The sequence below is a fragment of the Streptomyces sp. NRRL F-6492 genome (assembly GCF_001280125.1).
GTDB lineage: Bacteria > Actinomycetota > Actinomycetes > Streptomycetales > Streptomycetaceae > Streptomyces.
The window spans coordinates 107,794-128,260 of sequence record NZ_LGEG01000114.1; the positions used below are offsets into that span (position 1 = coordinate 107,794).

Genomic DNA, 20,467 nt, shown 5'->3' on the forward strand with positions numbered 1-20,467 from the left:
TCGGTGGGCCGGACCGCTTCAGGAGGCGGTGCACTGGACACGGGCGGCGTCGCCCGCGTGATGGGCGTAGGTCCGCTTCGACCCCGACCAGTCGAGACCCCGGTCGTGGAGCTTCACCGTCAGCAGGCCACGGGTGACGTTGACGCTGCCGGCGCTGATCCACTGCCCCCGCCGGGAGGCCTGGTCGACGGTGAAGGACTTCAGGATCGGGTCGTTGCCCGTCGCACCGGCGTGCACGGTGTAGTACGACGGCTTGCCGCCCACCGCCTTGATGTCGCTGTTGTTGGGAATGTGCACCGAGACCTGGCAGGTGCCGGAGGTGACGTCGCCGGTACGGAACGTCCAGCGCAGCGCGTTCCCGGCGTCGCTGCCCGAGTGTCCGGACATCGGCAGGGAGTAGAAGTCGCCGTTGCAGCCGGAGCTGCCGTAGCCGCCGGTGCCGTACCGCTGCCAGCCCTCCTTGCCGTCCGTGTACCAGCCGCTGTACGTGAAGGTGGCGCCCGAGCCCGCGCAGCCCGGGCCCGCCACGGCCGAGTACTGCGCCTTCGCCGGGGGAGCCGGCGTCTGCTGCGGCGCGGTCACGGTCCCCCGGGTCTTGGTGGGCGTCGGGCCGGGCCGGGTGGTGGGCGTCGGGCCGGAGGAGGACCTGGACCCGCCGGAGGTGGACCTGGACCCGCCGGAGGTCGGACCGGTGGTGGGCCGGGAGCCGCCGGAGCCGGTGCCGGGGCTCTTCGTGGCCGTCGGCCCGGGGCCGCCGCCGAGGCTGCCCACCCCGGCTCCCGTGCCGAGACCGGCGGCGGACTTGGCCAGGGGGTTGTTCGCGGGGCCCGGACCGCCGTCCCGCGAACCGGGGGCCGCCCCCGGGGCGCCGGTTCCCGGCAGGGCGGAACCCTTCTCCGGCGCGTCGACCCCCGGCACGTAGCCGTCGGAGCCTCCGCCGGCCTGGTTGTACCCGGTGGGGCGAGGGGGCACGGGATTCGGGCCGGAGCCGCCGCCGAGCTGAGAGAACAGCAGGGGTACGCCCATCAGGACCACGCCCGAGGTGGCCGCCGCCGCGATCATCGGCTTGGAGAGCCGCTTGCCGGGGCGGGAGACGGTGCGGGGGATCGTCGTGGCGGTGGCGGCCGCGGCGAGGCCGTCCGCGTCGGGGGCGGCCTGTCGTTCGCCCTCCCGTCCGCCGTCCGGCGCGTCCTCCCCGGCGGTCTCGGCCTCGCCTTCGGGGGCTGTGGTCCCCGGGGTGTCGGGGCCGGCCGCAGCGACGGTGCCGACCGGCGCGGCCGCGGTTCCGGCGCTCGTCTCCGGTTCGGCGACCTGCTCCGACCCGGCGCCGGCCGGGTCCGTCCCCGGTCCGGATCCGTTCGCGGCCCGCGCGGCGCCGGTACGCGGCTCGGGCGCCGCGCCGGCCCCGTCCGGATCGTCGTCCGCCGCCTGCCAGGCGACCGTCGGCAGGCTGATGGCCGACGCGGCCCGCGCGGCGGTGCCCCCGGCCCGTGCCTCGTTGTTGTCCACCGTGATTCCCCTCGGTCGTCGCGGACCCCCCGCGACACGTACGAACGGACCGGCGGTGTCCCGTGGTTCACCGGACCGGTCAACTCGGCGGGTGGACTTCCGTCCCTTCCGGCGCGGGGGTCAGCACGAAGGCGGCGGCGCGCTCGACGACGTCCTGGCCGAGGGGGCCCGGGGCGGTGTAGCCGGGCCTGTCCAGGTGCGCGAGCAGACCGGCCTCGGGAGCGAGCGCGTACTGCTCCAGGTAGTACGTGACGGTGTCGGTCCACACCCACCGCCCGTCCGTGCGGAAGTTCAGCGGCACCTCCGCCACCCGGGAGGGGTCCAGCACGTCGTCCATGAGGACCGGCGTCATCAGGACGGGCGTGCCGGCGTTCAGCCGCTCCACCAGCAAGGCGCGCAGGTCCGGGTCCTCGACCACCGGGTGGTCGAGGCCGAACCCCGGGCCCGTCTCCGGTCCCGCGTGGTCGAAGACGGAGGCGAGTCGGAACTCCGGGTCGGTCATGGCGAGGTCCTGTCCTTGGATCGGGGCGGCCCGGCGGCCGTACGCCCCCGGGAGAACGTACGGAACGCCGGGCACGGTTCAGACCGGGCGCGGCCGGCTCAGAACGACCAGTCCACGGCCGGCAGCGTGACGGCGGCGTGCCCCTGACCGAGGCGTACGTGCCAGTCGTCCCCCGGGGACCCGTACGCGTCCCCCGCCGCGGCCGCGAACGCCCGCGCCGCCTCGGCCTCGGCCCGCGCCAGGGCGGCGGGATCGCCCCCGTCCCGTACGCGGCGCAGATCTGCCAGAGCACGCGCCAGCACCGTCCGGGGGTCCGAGAGCCCGGGATCGGACCGCTCCGACTCTTCGGCGATCCGTTCCAGCGCCGGACCGTAGTGGGCCAGGTTGGCGTCCACGGCGCGTCGCATGTCGGCGTCCCGCCGGGCGGGCCGCGCGTCGTCCCGGAGCGCGATGTGGGGTCCCTCGGGGTCACCCGCGAGCACCAGGGGCGCGGAGCCGGAGGCGCCGGCGCCCCGCACCGCGACCCGCAGCAGGGTGTGCTCCACACCGTCCCGAGTGAAGCGGACGTACGCCTCCGGATCGACGTCCAGCCGTACCGCGGCGGCGGGGGCCAGACGGGTCCGTGCCTCCTCGACGACGTCCGCCGTCGCGTAGAACGCGCGGACATCGTCGTGGTCCGGCACCGCCAGCCGGTGGTCGGCGGACACCCGGAGGGCGGGCCGCTCCACCGCCTCGACCGGGCGGACGGGCCGGAACGCCGGGAAGGACGCGGCGTCCCTGGACGGGCCGTTCAGAGCGAACGCGATCGGGTCCTCCCCGTCCGCGAACGCCACCACGCGCGTCTCGCCGACGCGGCGGGTGTGCGACGTCGTCCCCGCCGTCTCGTAGTCGGTGAGCCGGTAGGCGGGCGCGGGCGGTGGGGCCGGGGGAGCCGGCAGGGCGGCCGGGTCGGCGGGCGGGGTGACGGTCACGGCGGGAACGGGCCCGGGGGGCGTGGCCGGCGGAGCCAGGCGGGCCGGATCCGAGGGGGCCGGGACGGTGTCCGGGGTGCTCTCGGCGTCGGCGCCGCTGGGCGGGGTGACGGTGATGACGGGCGGCCCGACCACCTTCGGCCGGATCTCCCGCTCCTGCCCGGTCTTCACTTCGGGGATCGGCCCGGCCTGATCGTCGCCCGGAGCCTGTTCCTTCGGCGGAGCCTGGTCCTTTGCCGCGTCCTGCTCCTGCTTCTGGTCCTCCTCCACGCTCCGCTTCCGGTCCGCGGTCCGGCCCTCGGAGGCGCCCTGGCCCGCTCCTTCCACCTGCGCCACCGGCCCCGGCTTCTGCCCGAACAGATCCGCGTGCTTCCGCAGCATTCCGTCCACCGCGTCGTCGTGCAGCAGTCCGATCAGGCCGCCGTCGACCACGACCTCGACCGTGGTCCTCCGGCTGCCGGTGAGGATCCAGGTGACGTCGGCCTCGTAGTAGTGCTGGGTCCCCTTCTTCTTGTCGCGCTCGTCGACCGTCTCGCCGCGGGTGGTGCTGAAGCCGTGCCCGCGCTCGCCTCCGACGCCCAGGGGCACGCCCAGGTTCGTCGTGACGTGGGAGACACCCGGGCCCTCCGGCGTACCGGTGTCCGTGCTGTGCACCCGGCCGTCGGGAGTGAGCGAGCCGGACCAGCCGAAGGTCGCCCTCTCCCGTTCCCGCTCCGTCTCCCGCTCCCGTACCCCCGTCTCGACGTTCGAGTCGAACTCCCCGGAGGCGAGGTGCCGGGTCCGGTGGACGACCATGCGCACGGTGATCTCCTCGCCGCCCGCGACCGGCACCGTGTAGCCGCCGTCGAGCAGCCGCCTGACGTTGGCGCGCAGGTTCTGTTCGGTCGTCAGCACGTCGGTCCGCAGACCCTCCAGGGTCGCCGGGGCCAGGTCCCTGCGAGCGGGTGCCCCGGTGTCACCCTCCGCGACCCGGTGCGGCAGGGACGCGGCGGCGGGCAGCCACCGGAGGACCCGGTCAAGACCGGGCAGGGAGAGGGCCTGCAGCGCGGGGGCCAGGTCCCCGTTGAGGTCCTCGACCTGCCGGGGCACGGCCGTGGGGCCGTTCGGACGGACGTGGCCGGACACCCGCACGGCTTCGGCGGGGAGGCCCGCACCCGGCCGCGTCAGGTGATCGGGCACCAGCAGCCGGGCCTCGCCGCCGAGGAGCGTGCCGGTCGCCGTCGGCGCGTGCCCCGAGGGGAACAGCTTCTCCCACTGGCCGCCCCACTGCGCGGCGAACCACCGCCCGGCACGGCCGTCCGTGGCCCGGTCGACCCACTGCGCCGGGGCGTTGAGGGCGGCCCCCGCCATCCGTACCGTCTGGTGCGGCTCGGAGGAGTCGAAGACGTCCACGGTGTACGTGACCGGGTGGCGGAACTCCTGAGCGGTACCCGTGACTTCCAGACTGTGCTGGTCACGCTCCGAGACGGTGTCGGTCACCGTACGGCCGACGGACGTGTCCGCCCCGCCGCCGGCCTTGATCCCGCCGCGCGGCGTCCCCGTCGCGTCCGTCCCCTTGACGGTGACGGTGACCTGCCCGCCCGCCTTGTCCGACGCTCCGGACGCGGACGCCGCCGACCGTGTGGCGGTGTCGGCCGCGGCCAACGTGACCTGGTCCCGGGGTCCCACGTACACCGGGTCCCCGACCGTGGCCGTGACCCGGACGCCGATCAGCCGCGTGCCGCCTCCGAGCTGCCGGAGCTTGACGAGCTGACGCACCGACGTCGTGTTGAGCGCGGTGAAGCCGGCGCGCAGCGACTCCGGGGAGAACACCGAGGCCAGACCGCGCGAGAAGTCAGTGGGAATACCGTCGTCCAGGCCGTCCGGGAGCCCCTTCAGCGTCCTGAGCAGCCTCCTGACCTCGGGCAGTACGGCGTCCGCGTCGAGCTTCTCGACGTGCGCGACGGCCTTGGCCAGATCGGCGTTGACGTACGAGCGGGTCTCGGGGGTCTCGGCGGTCCGCGGCGGTCCGGGGACGGTGATGTCCAGGGCACGGGCCCGGTGGTCGGGCACCGTCAGCTCCACGCCGCCGTCCACCTTCACGAGCAGCGTCCGCGCGGAATGGGCCGACGGGCCGGTCGAGAGGCGCCCGTCGGGCTTCCAGGTGTGGTGGCTGATCTCGTAGTAGGCGTCGGCGCGGTAGCGGTGGGTCGTGCCCTTGTACGTCACCGTCGAGGTGGCGGTGCTCGCCGTGGAGACGGTCCGTACGTCCGTGCGCGTCCGGGTGGCGTCCACCGACCCGCTCGCGACGACCGTCGCGCCGTCGAGCGAGGCGTAGCCGCCGAGACCGAGCCCGACGCCTACGTTGTACGAACCGGTGTCGGCCGTGGCGGACTTGGTGCCGGTCTCCGCGCCGTACGCCAGGCTGGTGCCCGTACCGGTCCCTTCGTGCACCGGTGTTCCGAGCCTCAGCCGGACCACGAGCGCCTGCGCGCGGCCGTCGGCGTCCGGCGGCAGGGGGAACACCGCGCCGTCGGGGCCGGTGAGCCGCTCGAACCGGGACTGGAGGAAGTTCGGGGTGAGCGCGTCCTCGATCTCCGGCGTGAGGCCCCGGCGCAGGGTGCCCACCGTGTCTTCGGAGTGCCGTCCGAACTCGTCGTCCCGGGCCTTCGGCGGGGTTCCGCCACCGTGCTCGGCGACGAGTGCGCTCGCGGACGCGGTGAGCCGGCGGGTGCCGAGGAACTCGGGATGAACGCCGCCGAGACCGCCCCGCGGGAGGGTGAACTCCGGGACGGCGGAGTCGTCGATCCAGCCCGGGGCGTCGGCCTGCGGGAACACCGTCACGGTGCCCGTGGAGGCACGATGGGCGGTCGTGGTGTCCGACAGGTGCTCGTCGGCGACACGCACCACGGCGGACACGTCGTCTCCCTCGACGCGCAGCGACGAGCCGGAGACCAGGTCGCCCCTGCCGTCGTGGACCGTGGCGGTCAGATGGTGGACGGCCGCGTAGGTGAACGCGGTGTGCTCCCCGGTGGTCTCCTGCTCGCGGGACGCCTTGATGGTGGCGGTCACGGAGTCCTTGACGTTCGACAGCGTGGCGCCGCCGCCCACCTTGACTCCGGGCACCTCGATCCGGGACTTCTCCCCGGTGCCGATCCGCAGCGTCCCGCCGCCGGTGACCGAGAAGGACACCTGGCCGCCGACGCCGACGGCCTGGTTGGCGGTGTGCGTCGCCGAACGGGTCAACGACAGGCCGCTTTCCCCGACCGTGCCCCGCAGGTCGCGCAGTTCGGTGCGCAGGTGCAGGCGGATCTCCTGGCCGCCCGCCTTCAGGACGACCGGGACGCCGGAGCCGAGGAGCTTGGCGAAGCGGGCCCGCATGCCGGGCGTGCCGAAGGCAGCCGTGAGCTCCCGGTGGAACTGCGCGTACTCGTCCTCGCTCAGCCTCCGCTTCAGGCCGGTCCGCTCCAGATGGGTGTCGAGCCAGCCCCGTGCGGCCTCCAGCACCTTCGGCGCGCCGGGGAGTTCACCGACCACGCCGGGTCCGAGTCCGGTGCGCGAGGCGAGGGCCGGCGGCTCCACGGGATCGCTTCCGAAGTCCCGCTGGCGGAAGGGCCCGAGCAGGGCGCCGCCTTCGGTCACCTCCATCAGGTACGCGACCGGCCGGCGAGGGTCGTCGCCCTGACGGATGCGCAGGTGGGGGCTCCCTTCGATGCGGTAGGCCAGTTCGTCGGCGTGTGCGTACCGCGTGTCGATCCGTACCTCCACCGGGCCGCGGAGCGCGGCGAAGTCCTCCAGCTCGGCGGCGACGTCGGCGTACACCCGCGTCGGCCGTGCCGCGGCTCCGTCGTCGGCGGCGAGGTTGCGCACGGCCTGTTCGACCGGGTGGCGCAGGATGCCCCGGACATCGAGCGTTCCGTCGGCGTCCCGGTGGACGACCAGCCGTACGTCGTCCGGGCGGGAGGCTCCGACGAGGTGCGGCGGGGCCTCCGAGCCGTCGTGCACCGAGAACCCGAGCCAGGGCCGGGCGGCGCTCAGCGCGGTGAGCTGCGCGACGCCGCCCTCTCCTCGCTCCAGCGGGCCGAACAGCTCGGTGAAGGTGGAGGTGCCGAGGCGCTGGGCCGCGGTGACCTGCCCTGCCGCGTCCACGTGGTAGCGGAAGGCGGGCCCGTCGAGGGCCGTGTCCACGAGCGCGTAGGCCCGCTGCTCGGGGACGACCGACACGCCTGGACGGTCGCGCAGGCTCGTCCACGGGGCTCCGGCGGGGAGGGTGCCGTCCGGGGTGGCGATCTCGATCGGATGCCTCCGGGCGATCTTCAGCAGTCCCGCCGCATCCGGCAGCCCGCCGCTCGGGAACGGCCTGGACGCACCGACGTCTTTGTTCGCCGCGGGCTCCTGGCGGGCCAACCGCAGCAGCTCGCGCACGGCCGTGCCCACGGTCCGGACGCGTGCGGAGGGCCGGGGCGCGGTGTCGCCCCGGCGCGGTGGCTCCGGCGTGAACCGCTCCCGGTCCGGGCCGAGCAGCCGCGCTTCGAAGTCGGCGGCTCGCGAGGCGGGGACGCCCACGGCCATCTCCAGCGTCGAGTCGAACGACAGGGGCGGCCGCTTCGACGACGACACGAACTCCACGTGGAACCGCGCCACCGCGCGGTACTCGGCCTGGGCCTCCTCGGCGTGTTTGAGCTTCGCCTTGCTCTTGTCCGCACCGCCCACGTCGAAGTTGTGCGAACGCGCCGCGTTGACGGCCAGTTCCACACTGGGAACGAGCACGTACCTGCTGACGGTCGCCGGCGCCGCCGCGCCCGCGGTGAGGCCTGACTTGTCGCCGAATTTGCTGCTCGACTTCACGCCGAACGCGTCGGAGAAGTCCTCCCGCACCCGCAGGGGGCCGCCGGTCCGGCCCATGTGCTGGAGTCCGGTCAGTTCGGCGTCCACCAGGAAGTGCCCCGCGAGCGACTTCCGCGTGAAACCGCCCGCCGTGAACACCCTGGAGGACAGACTCCCGGTGCTCCACCACTGGTTGCCGTCCTTGAACGCCTTCTCGTTGAAGAACTCCTGGCTGACCTCGGAGACGAACGCCGCGGTGACGTCCGGGGCGAACCCGGCCCTGTGCAGGGTCGAGGCGAGATCGGCGAGGAGCTGTCCCGGCGCGACCGCGTTGACCGTGGAGAGCACCGACTTGAGCGCGCCGGAATCCGTGACCTTCCAGGTGGCGCCGTCGCCCGAGGGCGCCACCCCCTCGGGGAAGGCGATCCGGAGCCGCGTCGAGGTGCCGAGCTCCACGGTGCGTTCGCGCCCCGGGTCCTTGTCGAGGACGCGCACCTGGACGCGCACGTCGCCGTCGAACTCGTGCGTCGCCTTGACCACGGTCCGGCCGGCGCCCTGGGTGTCCGTCGTGGAGGTACGGGCCGTGGCGTACGTGGTGCCGGCCTGCACCTTGACGGAAGGGGTCACCCCGGTCAGGTTCCCCACGCCCGCCAGCTTCAGCACGGCGTCCACCCCGGCGGCGACCGAGGCGTTGCCGCCGGAGGTCACCGCGCGGTTGGTGACGGCCTGGTTGCGCGAGGCGTACGGGGCCGACTCGTCCCGCGCCTGCGCCGCGTGGTGCGCGAGGCCGGCCGGCCAGGCGGTCACCACCACGACCCTGCCGTTGGCGCGGAAGACCAGTCCGTCGCGCAGGAACGCGTCCCAGGTGCGGGTGTCGCCGCTGGAGAGCACTGTGGCCAGCCGCCCCACGACCTTGACGGCCGTCCGGGCGTCCACACCGGCGTGCTCCAGCTCGGTCCTGGCGACCTTCCGGTCCTCGGCCACCCGTTCCGAGCCGAGCACGGACGTGACCCGCCCGTCACCGAGCGCCTTGTGGGCGACGTACCACGGCACCTGCGGGGGCGGGGGAGCGGAGGCGTCCGACGCGGGTGGTACGGGTGGGGCGACGGGTTGCTGCGAGGAGGTGCCCTCGCCGTTGTCGCCGGTCCCGAAGGGGACGGCTTCGGAGAGGTCCCCGGATCCCTCGCGCTCGGCGGTGAGGTAGCCCTGAGGCGCCGATGTCGTCAACGGCACCGCGTCGGCGGGAAGTCCACCGTCGGGCGGCATGTGCGCGCCGAGCACCGTGGCCTCGACCCCGGCGCCCTCGCCCACCGGGAGGGACAGTTTGACCCAGTGGTCGGGGACGAGCCGGGGCGTGCCGTCGGCACCCCAGACGACCTTCTGGGCCACGGCCGTGTGGCCGGGGCCGGTGGTGTCGGTGCCGAACGGACCCGTCACCGACGGCACGAACCACAGCGTGGACCGGGGCGCGTACGCGGTGAGCGACAGACCGGGCCGCAGCTCCCGGAGCGCGCGCAGCGCGTCGGCGGCGTACGACCGCTCCAGGCCCCCGCCCAGACCGCAGGCGGCGAACTGCAGGGGCTTGGCGGTGTCCCACACCCCCGTGTCGGCGAGCCGGGACAGCACGGTGGCCAGCTCCCGGGCGGTGACCCGCTGCCCGCGCCAGGTGGGCGCGCCGTCGGTCCCCGCGATGTGACCGGCCAGCGAGAAGAACCGCTCGTCACGGGGGAACCGCCCGACGGCGTCGCGAAGCCGCTCCGCCTCGCCCGGGGCGGTGTCGGGGTCGATGAAGTGGTGGGTGCCGTTGTCCTGGTGGGAGCGGGTGATGGCCAGGACGAGCTCGTCGACCCGGTCGGCGGAGTCACGCGGCGTGGTGGGAGCGGAAGCGGGTGCGGGGGTCGGGGTTTCGCCGCTCCCGAGGGAAACGAACTGGTCCTCGTCCGCACCCGGGAGCCCGAAGCCGTAGCCGTAGTCGTCGTCGTCCTCGGAATGGACCGATGAGGCAGGCGGTGTCTCCGGCCGTGCGTTGGCCGTGTCGCCCAGCTTGCCGGCCGCGGCGCGGAGGCGCGCCGCTCCGATCCGTTCGAAGTGCCCCTTCACGGTGTCGTCGTCGGCGAACATCGCGGCCAGATTGCGGTACTGCGTCTCGTAGGCGAACCTTTCCGGCCCCTCGGTCCTGTCGACGAGCGCGAATCTGCGATAACGCGGGAAGTCCTTGTCCGTCCCGGCGACGGGCACCTCGGCCTCGGCCAGCTCGGGGCCGGTTCCCGACGTGGGGTCTCCGGTGCTGAGAGGTCCGGCCGCGGGTGCCTCGAAGTACTTGTCGAACGTGGCCTTTCCGGAATGCCAGGCGTTTCCTCCCCGGCGGTCGTGGTAACGGCTGTAGCTCGTGTACGAGGAGAGGTCCGCCTGGTAGTACTGGTGAAACTCGTGGAAGAGCCTGCGGATGGTCTTCAGCCGCTCGCTGTCGAGGTCCACGAGACGACGCCGAGTGCCCTCCGTCGTCTCCATGGGCGTATCCGTGAGTCGGAGGGCGGCCTCGGCGATCCACTGGAAGGTGCTGTCGGCGCTCTCCTTCCCCCGGAAGTAGAAGCCCATCGGGTCGGAGTCGACGAGCAGGAGTGAGGCCCGGAAGGCGAAGCTGACCTGATCCCGGGTCATGTCGCCCCACAGGTTCCGGTAGCGCCTCATGAGATCGACGGCGCCGCGGTGCTCCGGCTCGTTGTCGTGCGCGTCCTTTCCGGCGCCGTACATCGCCTTCGAGTTCAGCTTCTCGATGTCGTGGAAGAGGATGGCCTTGACGACGGCGTCCACCGGAATCAGGCGGGTGCCCTCGTTGCCGGTGGCGTCGACGAGTCTGATGTACTGGCCGGCCACCATCTGCGCGTGCTCGTAGAAGGTGTACTCCTCACTCGCCGCGCAGATCATGCCGTAGCGGACGTCGAGTCCGGGGAACGTTTCGCCGAGGAGGTCGAGCATCCGGAACACCGGCGCTCCGTCCTCCCTGAGTCGGGTCAGTCGCTCACCGGTCTCGATCTGCAGGGCGATCTCGGCGGCCCGTGACTCGCGCAGGGCGGCGAAGTCCTGCCGCGCGGGCTCCCGGGGGACGTGGAAGTCGGCGGAGACCTCCTTGTCCTGGCGGGCGAGTTCATGAGCGAGTGCCGCGTGGGTGGCCCAGGTGACCACCGTCCCGTGCATGAGGCGGTCGACGGACCTGTTGTACCGGTCCGGCCAGTCGGTGCTCGGGGTGTCGGTGTCGTCGAGGAACCGCAGGTGATCCTTGAGGAACTTCCAGAGCTCCTTCTCCCTGGCGGCGTACGGGATCGGATCCTCCAGGAGGGGTTCCTGGACGCGGTCGACGGGCTCCTGGAGGTACTGCTTCCACGTGACGTGGTGCTGGCGCAGCTTCCGGGATATCCGGCCGAGAGCGGTCTCGCTGTTCTGGTGCGAGGCCCCCGAGATCCACGGGTTGTACTCGGCGTTCAGGCCGGGGGCCTCGGAGTCCGGCATGCCGATCCGGTCCCGGAGCTCGTTCACATGGAGGTGTTCACCGTGCTTCGGGAACGTGTGGCCGGGGTCGTCGGCGTCCTCGCTCAGATGGTCCTTCGTGGCGGCGAAGTAGGTGATGAGGGAGTTCGGACGGATGCTCTCGCGGAGCAGCGTCAGGTCGTCTCCGCGGATTCCGAACTGGTTGCGGTCGCCCGAGTGGTCGACGTTGAGCGACGGTTTCTCACCGGCGACATCCGGAGTGTCGAGGTGCCGGGCGCCCTCGGAGATGCGGTGGTAGACGTCCTGGGGAACGAGGTAGGAACGGATGAGCGGCTTCTTGGCGTCGCCGTGCTCCGCCTGGTACTTCATGAGCCATGCGACGGAGCGTGCGGGAGTTCCGATGCTCGTCCACATGGTGGCGTCGCCCGAGCCGGTGCAGAGCAGCACCTGCCCCGTCCGCGGGTCCTGCTGGACGTCCTTGTGGTTGTCGGCCGAGGTGGCCCGGCCGGGAACACCGGGAGTGATGGTGAGGGGGACCTCCTCGACCACGGCGGTGTAGAAGCGCACGTACGGCGTTCCGTCGACCACCTCGACCTCCGCCTCGCCGCGGTGGACGTACTCCTTCGTCGCGTACCCGTAGCGCTTGTTCTTCCAGGCGAGACCGTCACCGGTGGGACGGCTCGGCCCCGGGTAGCTCATGCCGGGGACACCGATGACCGGGCCGCCGGGGGCGGTCCGTCGGGACGGGCCCCGTTCGGAGCCCTCGGGAGCCTGCGGATCCACCTCACGCAGCCTCACCAGGGACCGACCGCCGGTCGCACGCGTCACCGACGTCACCTCGTAGTGCGAGCCGGGGGTGAACACGACCCGGTTCTCGCCGAGCGCCTGGGGCACGGACCAGGTGACCGAGGGGTGGACCTCGACGATCGCGTTGTCGGCCGCGCCGGCCTCGTGTCCTTGCCGGGTCGACCAGACGGGGGTGGCGGACACCAGCTCGTCCAGGGAGTACGTCGTCCGGTCGTCCGCCGACTCGCGGAGCCGCGTCAGCAGTTCGGGCGAGATCGAGGCGCCCGTCTGTACCGGGTGCCGGTAGGGCCTGACCGTCCGGTGGATCTCGGCGATCGACTTCGCCACAGCGCCGTCGGGGTCACCTGCCAGGCCGCGCAGGGACTCGTCGCCCCTGGCGTGGCCGATGGCCAGGGACAGCTGCGTGAGGTCGATTCCCGCGTCGGGCAGCTGCCGGAGCAACGCCCGGGCCTCCTCGGTGTAGGGCGTCAGCGTCCGTACGTCGCCGGAGACGGTGCTCTCGCGCCGGGACTCCGCCGTCGAAGGACCGGTCGGCGTGAGGCTGTCGAGAAGCGAGAGGCCCTGCGGCCGACGGTCGAACGTGATGTGGTCGATCAGCGTCCGATCCGACTCCGGCGCCACCCTCCCGAGGCTGTCGGACAGCGCGGCGACGAGGGCGGTGACGCGCGCGTCGGCAGCCTGCTTCGCCCGCCCGGGGAAGCGGTTGTTGCCCCCCGCGGTGACGGTGACCTCGAGCTTCGGCTCGCCGTCCCGCCGCCGGCGCTCCAGCTCGGGCCGCAGGTCACGCGCGAACGCGTCGAGCTCCGCTCGCTGGTCCTCGCTGAGGCTCTTTCCCTTCTCCGGGAACCGTACGGTCACCTGCCGCGGTGTGGAGGGTTCCCCACCGGGCCCGAACACCACGGTCAGTGACGCCTCGTTCTCGTCGCCGAACCGCACCGCTCCGGGGTGGTCGGGCATGTCGGTGCCGGCGTCACGGACCGCGTCGGCGGGAGCTCCGTCCCGGTCGGTGACCGTCTTGTCGGGGGTGTGGTCGGACGTGCCGGTGTCGGTGTAGCGGTGCCAGCGCGCCGGGGGGTCGCCGAGGACGGTGATCCTGCCGTCGGCGGTGATCCCGACGTGACGGGCCGTGAAGAGAGGGGAGCCCGGCACGGACCAGACCGGGGCGTCGGCCGCCAGCGCGGTGAGGGGGTCGCGATCCGTGCCCCCCTGGGAGCGGTGCGCCCACAGGCCGCTCATGACCGTTCGGACGGTGGTTTCGTGGAGGGGTGTGGCCAGGTCGCAGCCGGTGAACTGGATCTCGGTGACGCCGTCCAGCCTTCCGCTGTCGTGGGCGTCGACGAGTGTCCTGAGAACGGCGTCCGTGTCGGGCGGGCTCGCCGGGTCGGTGTGCCAGCCCACGACGAAACGTCCGGACTGCCGCGGCACGGAGCTGAGGGCTCTGCTCTGGCCGGGGCTGAGGGGGCCGACGGCGATGCCGGCGGGGATGGTGCGTACGGGCTGTGACCGGGCGAACTCGCCCATGCCGGCGATCAGGTCGGCCGCCACCTGGTCCGCGGGCCGCTGCCAGAACCCCGCCGTGCCGCTTTCCTCTCCCAGCAGGGCCGGGGTGTACCCCTGGGCGACCAGCAGGTGCTGCACCAGGACGAGGGTGTCGGCCGGCACCACGGAGTCCGGCGGCGGAGGGACCGTCGCGCCCGGCTCATGCCGCGCCTGGTACGTCTGGAGTTCCCCGATGACATCCGCGACGGCCGCCAGACGGGTGCGGTCCGTACCGGCCGCCGCCATGGCGGAGTAGTACTGATCGAAGATGCCGTCGAGTTCCGCGTGCGGGTCGGCCCCGCCGGGGTGCGCCGACTCCTCGGGGTCCACCGCGGTGGTGTCCTCCGGCTGCGGGATCAGCCGCTCCATGATCGAGGTGACTTCGTCGCGTACGCCGGTCTGGGCGTCCGGCTCGACGTCCCCGATGAGACGGCTCCGCAGCTCCTGATAGGAATCGGCGTGGACACGCCGCCAGTCACGGGTCTTGCCCGGCGTCCCGCCCAGGAGTTCCCCGAGCAGCGGCTCCAGCCGGTTCCTGTCGCCGGGAAGACGGTCCAGCAGAACGGACCACTCGTCCCCGCGAGGCGCCCGCGCGTCGCGCGGGGCGACGGCGACCGGGACGTGGGCCGGGTCCGGCGAGTCCACCGGTGTCGTCTCACCGGGCTCGAGACCCAGCGCGACCTCGTCCGGGAACCTTCCGCCGGGCATGGCGGCGCGCAGCTCGCTCTCGGTCAGCGGCGGAAGAGACCGGAACCTGCCCCAGTCGTCGCCGTACTCCAGGGTGCCGGGGGTGTGGCCGGGTTCCCTCGCCAGCACGTCCCGCTCGAACGCGTCGGCGGCCCGCATGATCTCGTGAAAGGTGTGGTGGCCGACGGGCAGCATGTCGACCAGCAGCGCGAGGCGCACCAGCTGGTAGTCGACCGGGATCTTCCACTGCTTGCTCATCGCGTGGACGAGGGCGAGCGTGAAGTACGTCGTGTTGGACGTACCCGCGCTCATCAGCCCGCCGGTGCTGTCCGCGGTCACCTGACTCTCGGCGATCATCTTGATCCCGGTGCGCCGCTCACCGGGCTCCCACAGCAGCTGGTCGTCCCGCAGCGCGTGCCTGCGCTCGCGATCGCTCAGAGGCGGATTCACCTCGTCCGGACGCAGAGCGGTCCGCAGCCCGCGTTCGATCTCGGCGATGCGCTCGTCACGCGCCGGGGACTTCGGCAGGGCCTCGAGGTCTTCGATGAGCGCGGCGGCCCGCTGCTGGTTCGCCCAGTCGCCGCTGAGGATCGGCGGCTCGGGCTTCGTGAACTTCAGGAGGGGCTTGGTGACGTTGCCGTACACCGCGTTGCTGTGCACGACGTTGCCGAGCAGGTGCATCTGCTCACGCACGTTCCCGTCGGTGACGACGGCCTTGAGCGTGCCGGGATCGTTGCCCACGGAGCCGCTCGCCGACGCCTCCGGGGACCCCAGCAGCGCGATGCGGTCGACCTCTTCACCGGTACGGGTCCTGGCGACGGGCTCCTTCTCGATCCTGTTCCAGATCTGCCGGACCAGCTGCCGTACCTCCCGCTGGACGTCCTCCCGCGCGGCGAGCGCCGTGCCCAGCCGCAGTTCGGCCTCCCGGGACGCCTCGGCGTACATGACGCGCCGGGCGGCCCGCACCATCGGATGGTCGTCGTCCAGACCGGGATGGGCGTGCAACACCTGTCCGACGGGCGTCAGGACGGACAGCGGCAGCGGCCGTGTGTCCGGTGCGGCGCCGGGCTCGCGCAAGCTCTGCTGGAACTTCTGGATCGTGGTCAGTTCGCTGTCGGGACCGATGACGGTCACCGCGGCCAGGTCGTCCTTGCCGAGCAGCAGCCGCCCATCACCCGAGTCGACGGCGCGCCCTGCGGGGATCCGTACCGTCAGCCAGTGGGTCGCGTCCTGAGGGAGGTCCTTGGTGAGCGTCGTGTACGGCTTGTCGTCGGTGCGCAAAGTGCTGTCGGAGCGGCCCACCAGCCGGACCGGGGCGTCGTTCAGCACCAGATGGGCGGTGGTGTCCTCGGGCGTACGCGCGCCGAGGGCGTTCAAATCCGCCCGCCAGTCCTCCGGACCGGCCGCGTCGTCGTCCCGGCCGCGCGCCGGTTGTCCGTCCCCCGTCTCGCGGGCTTGCGCGAGGGCGGGACCGCCGACGGGCGTGGACGTGTGGTCACCGGCCGGCCGGGCGCCGTCCCCGGCGGGCCGCCCCGTGGCCGCGCTCGGGCCGCCGGCCGGGCTCCCGCTGTCCGCGGAGGTGGAGGTGGACGTGGGCGTGGAGGGCCACCGGTGCGACGACACGACGGCCCTGGCCACGTCGATCGCGAAGGTCTGAAGCCTCGTGGCCTTCATGGCGGGCATCTTGGGCTTCTTCCAGGTGGCCTCCGTGTGGTACTTCGCCGGCAGCTTCACCGGGGTGACACCGAGGTCCAGGAGCATGCGCGGGACCACGAATTCGGCGTCGGCGGTGAGCGCGCCGCTCGGGGACGCCCGGACACCCGTGACCTGATGGAGCGTCAGGACCGTGTCGGCGACGGCCTTGAGTTGCCCCACGAGCCCGGTCGCCCCGGCCAGGTCCTGCCGGTGCTTGGCGAAGACACCGTCGAGCGCGCCCCGCACGTCCTCCGCGAGCGCATTCTGTTCTCCACCCTCGATCCCGGCGCGCAGAGCGAGATACGCGTCGGTGTCCAGCGTGCGCCAGACGCCTTCCTTGGTGTGTGCCCCGTTCAGGAGGTCACGGAGCAGAGCCGTCCTGGCCTCGTCGGGTTCCCGCAGCAGGTCCCGCAGGGCGTTCTCGGGCGGCAGCGGTGCCGGAGAAGGAGTGGCCGTACCCGGAAGGGGCGAAGGGCGGGTCGCGGCCTGGGCGAGGCCGGACATGCCGAGGGCCAGCTCGGCCGAGAGGACGAGGGGCGTGGAGTCCCGCCAGAAGGCGGTGGTGCGGGCCTCGGGTGACAACCGCACCGGGGGGAAGCCCTGGTCGAGGAGGACACGCTGGACCAGGATCTCGGTGTCCTGCCCGAGCGGGCGGTCCGACGCGTCCAGGTGGAGCGCCCTGACCAGGTTGGCGACGGCCTCCAGGCCGCCCCAGCCGTCGTTGGCGGAGGCGGCGGCCTCGGCCTCCTCCGCATAGGCGGTGAAGGCTTCCGCCACGTCGTCGGCGGACGGGCGGGTGTGGTCGGGCGCCAGGGTCAGGGTCAGCAGCCTCCGGTACGCGTCCGCGTCGAGCGTCCTCCACGCGCCGTCGGCGTCCCGCGCACCGTCCGCGACCTCCGCGAGCAGGTCGGCCCCGGAAGGATCGGTCAGCAGGAGTCCCCAGTGTTCCCGGGTGAGGTGCTGGGACAGAGGCCCCGGAGTCGCCCCTCCGGGACCGAACTTCACGACCCCCCCGTCGACCGGGTCGAGCCGGTCGGGCAGGTCGGGCAGGCCGTCGGAGCGGGGGGCGGTGACATCGGGGGTGTGGTCGGGGGCGCCCGTGTCGGCGTACTCGTGCCGGGCGGCGTCGTCGCGCCGGACGGAGAGCCTGCCGTCGGAGGTGACGGAGACGTCTGCGGCGGTGACGAGACGCCCGCCGGGGACGTACCAGACGGGGGTGTCGGCGGCGAGGGCCTTGACGGGGCCGGGCGGCGGCACATCGTTGGCGCGGTGCTTCCACAGGCCGCTCATGACCGTCTTGACGGTGGCTTCGTGGACGGGGGAGGCGAGGTTGCAGGTGGTGAACTGGATCCGAGTGATGCCGTCGAGCCGGCCGTCGTCGTGGGCGTCGGTGAGGGCATTGAGGACGGTCGCGGGGTCGTGGGGGGTGTCGAGGTCGGTGTGCATGCCGACGACGAAGACACCGGGCCGCTTGGGGAGCGCCTGGAGGGCATTGTTCTGGGCGGGGCTGAGGGCGCCGACGGCGATGCCCGAGGGGATGTCCCGTACCGGACCGCCGGACGGAGTGAGGCTGTGGCCGTCGCCGTCGACCGGGACTTCCGGGCCGTCGTCGCCCAAGCCCGTCGGGACCTTGGGGTCGTCGTTGTCGCCGGCCGGGGCCTCGGGACCGTCGTCACCGGCGGCCGGGGCCCTGGGGCTTTCGTCGTCGAGGTCCGTCCGGTGCGCGGGGGCGTCGCCGGAGGGCGTGTCGGTGTCGTCGACGTCGACGAGGAGGTAGCCGAGTCCTTCGGCGGCGGCCCGGTCCGCTTCGGCCTGGAGCGGGTGGGGCTTGACGCCGGACGCCGTGCCGGCGGGCTCCTCCGCCGACTGCTCGGTGGCCTTCGGTACGGGGGCGGCGAACTGGTCGCCCCCGCTCTGGGTCGCGGTGCGCGACGTGAGCCGGTCCTCCTCCGTCCGGTTCGGGCCCCGGTTCTCCGTGTCGTCGCCCAGCAGGGAGGAGAGGTCCGACGACGTGGTCGGACGGGCGGTGCCGGGCCCGTCGTCCTTCGTGTCGGAGTCCTTGTCCCCGCCGCCGTCCGTGGACGTGTCGCCGTCGGATTCGACCTGGAACAGCGGGTCCTTGGCGATGTCGTCGGCGAACGACGGCCCCAGGTCCACGTCGAGCGGCGTGAAGGCGCTGCCGCCGTCGCTCTGGACCGTGACGTCCGGGCCACCGGGTGTGTCGGAGAAGAAGGGTGTGCCGGTGAAGGGGTTGGAGAAGACCCACTTCACCATGTCTTTCATGTCGCGCGTGAAGCTCGGGTCCGTCGTGTCCGATGTGGGGCGGGGCACCGGCCATGGCGCCGGGTTGCCTGTCATGTTGGCCACGAACGAGGCGATGTTGATGGGGTGCAGCAGCCCGAAGTACTTGCTGTCGTTCGGGTTCTCGGCGTACTGGTGGCTGAGGACCCAGTTCTGGTACTTGACCATGACCGGCTCGAACATCCGGTTCAGGCCGTGGCTCAGCGCGCCCATGGCCACGCCGGAGGCGAACGGACCCGCCGTGATCTTGAACGTGCCGTCTCCGAAGACGAGGTTGTAGAAGCCCTCGCTCAGCATCTCGTGCGTGCCCTCGCTGAGGAGGGACGCGACGGCCCCGCCCAGCTGGTACATCGGGCTGCCCTGCAGGGGGTTCTCCTGCTTGAAGACGCGCGCGAGGGCGTTGCTGTGTTCGGAGCGGGCGAAGAGGTCCGGCATCGCGTCGGCGAGGTTCTTGAGCGGCGCCAGGTTGCCCAGGTCGCCCATCGCCTTGGTCAGGAGCTCGGGGAGGTCGGCATGGTCCGCGCCGAGGCGGACCCACTGGTGGGCCAGGACGTCGCCGAACTCCTTGCCCGCTTCCCTCGCCGCCTGCTTCGCCGCGGCCTCCGCCACCTCGTCCGCGCCCTCGTGCTTGAGGTGCTTGGCGAAGACGTCGCCCATCTTGTCGGCGAAGGCCTCGGCGATGGTCCCCTCGCCGAACCGCATGAAACCGGTCTCCAGCTGGCGGTTGACACCGCCGAGGAGTTCGCCGACGTCCTTCGCGAACGCCGAGCGCGCCTCCTTGGTGGCCAGCAGTTCGTCCAGCGGGTTCGCGCCGTGTCCCGCGGCCCCACCCGTCCCCGGGGCATCGGAGGACTTGGCGGGCGCGCCCGTCGTCGGCGCGTCCCCGGCGGCGGACTTGCCCGCCCCCGGCGCCGTCGCACCGGCGCCCGACTCCGTCCTGCCCGGTGCGGGGGCGTCCGTCCTGCCCGGTGCGGGAGCGTCCTTGGTGCCCGGGGCGGGCGTGTCCTTCGCACCCGGGGCCGGGGCGTCCTTGGCACCCGTGACCGGCGCGTTCGGCTTGTCCTTGGCCGTGGCGCCGCCCGGGGTGTCCGGCTTGGTCGTGACCGGAGCGGGGGCGGCGGTGTCCGGCTTCGGGCGGGCGGCGGGCGCGGGCACGCCGCCTTCGGTGGGCGTCTTCGGAGGGACCGGGGGAGGCGTCGTGTCGTTCTTCGCCTTGTTGACCGGAGTCGGCGGCAGTTCCTTGTCGGTCTTCGACGCGACGTCGTTCAGCTTCGACTTGGGGCCGGCCGAGCCCTGCGGGACGTCGAGCTTCTTGTTCTTCGGGACGTCTCCGAGCTTGTTGTCGGCCTTGTTCAGCACGTCGTCGATCCGCTTGCTGATGATCGAGCCCGGGGTCCTGCCGCCCAGGAGCCTGCCGAGCATCTTGCCGCCGTAGTGGAAGACGACCTCCAGCGGGCCGCCGACCAGACCGGTCAGGGCGCCCTGCTTGATGGAGTCGATGAGCGACTCCGTGTTCCAGCTCGTGGTGTGGCCCGCGTTGAGCTGGTAGAGCTGGATCACCGTGTCCTGGAAGACGCCGCCGGTGATGCCGATGAACGTCTGGCTGATGATGGTCTGGAGCAGCCACCGGAAGAGATGGTTGAGGCCCTCTCTGGTCGCGGTGAACATCGCCGACACCGGGCCCCACACCGCGCCGAAGGTGAAGGCCGAGAAGAGCGTGGCGAACAGGATCTCGGCCAGCAGCTGCACGAGCTGGAGGATCGCCATGATCTTCGTGTACTCGACCTGGTTGGCGACCTTCAGCGCCACCTCGGACAGCTGGCGCGACAGCTCCGCCGTCTGCGTCAGCTGGTTCGCGCCGGCGGTCGCGCCCGTGAGGTCGTTCATGGCCACGAGGAAGGAGTCGGCCGCTTCGCCGTCGAAGTCGTTCTTGACGATCGGGATGAGCTCCGTGACGTACCCGGACAGGGTCTCCAGGTCCGTCGCGATGGCACCGTAGTGCTCCGACACCCGCCGCATGAGGTCCTCGTCGGCCTCGGGCCATTCCATGCCCGACACGAAGGCGAGGAAGTCGGCGATCCCTTCCGGCGGGTTGATGGCCATGGCGTGAGGGTCCTCTGATCGTGCGGACGGCTGTGCCCGGTGGAACGGGGGCAGCCGT

Annotated in this window: 3 protein-coding genes; all 3 read right to left on the minus strand. The window is 72.7% G+C overall.

The window, feature by feature from the left end:
• Positions 1-18: 18 nt before the first annotated feature.
• The 3 genes from ADL08_RS10955 to ADL08_RS10965 all read right to left on the minus strand — a co-directional run bounded on the left by ADL08_RS10955 (position 19) and on the right by ADL08_RS10965 (position 20,409).
• Entirely contained in the window at positions 19-1,509 is a 1,491-nt protein-coding gene (locus ADL08_RS10955) for a hypothetical protein (RefSeq protein ID WP_053641889.1), read from the minus strand.
• A gap of 79 nt (positions 1,510-1,588) precedes the next feature.
• Positions 1,589-2,011, minus strand: a complete 423-nt coding sequence (locus ADL08_RS10960; RefSeq protein ID WP_053641890.1) for a hypothetical protein — start codon at positions 2,009-2,011, stop codon at positions 1,589-1,591.
• 98 nt (positions 2,012-2,109) lie between these two features.
• Positions 2,110-20,409: a hypothetical protein gene (locus ADL08_RS10965; protein ID WP_053641891.1), complete on the minus strand. Its 18,300-nt coding sequence runs from the start codon at positions 20,407-20,409 to the stop codon at positions 2,110-2,112.
• Positions 20,410-20,467 lie beyond the last annotated feature (58 nt).

Bases quoted from the DNA above. Each gene is read 5' to 3' on its own strand.
- ADL08_RS10960 (WP_053641890.1), bottom strand. From the start codon at position 2,011: ATGACCGACCCGGAGTTCCGACTCGCCTCCGTCTTCGACCACGCGGGA.
- ADL08_RS10965 (WP_053641891.1), bottom strand. From the start codon at position 20,409: ATGGCCATCAACCCGCCGGAAGGGATCGCCGACTTCCTCGCCTTCGTG.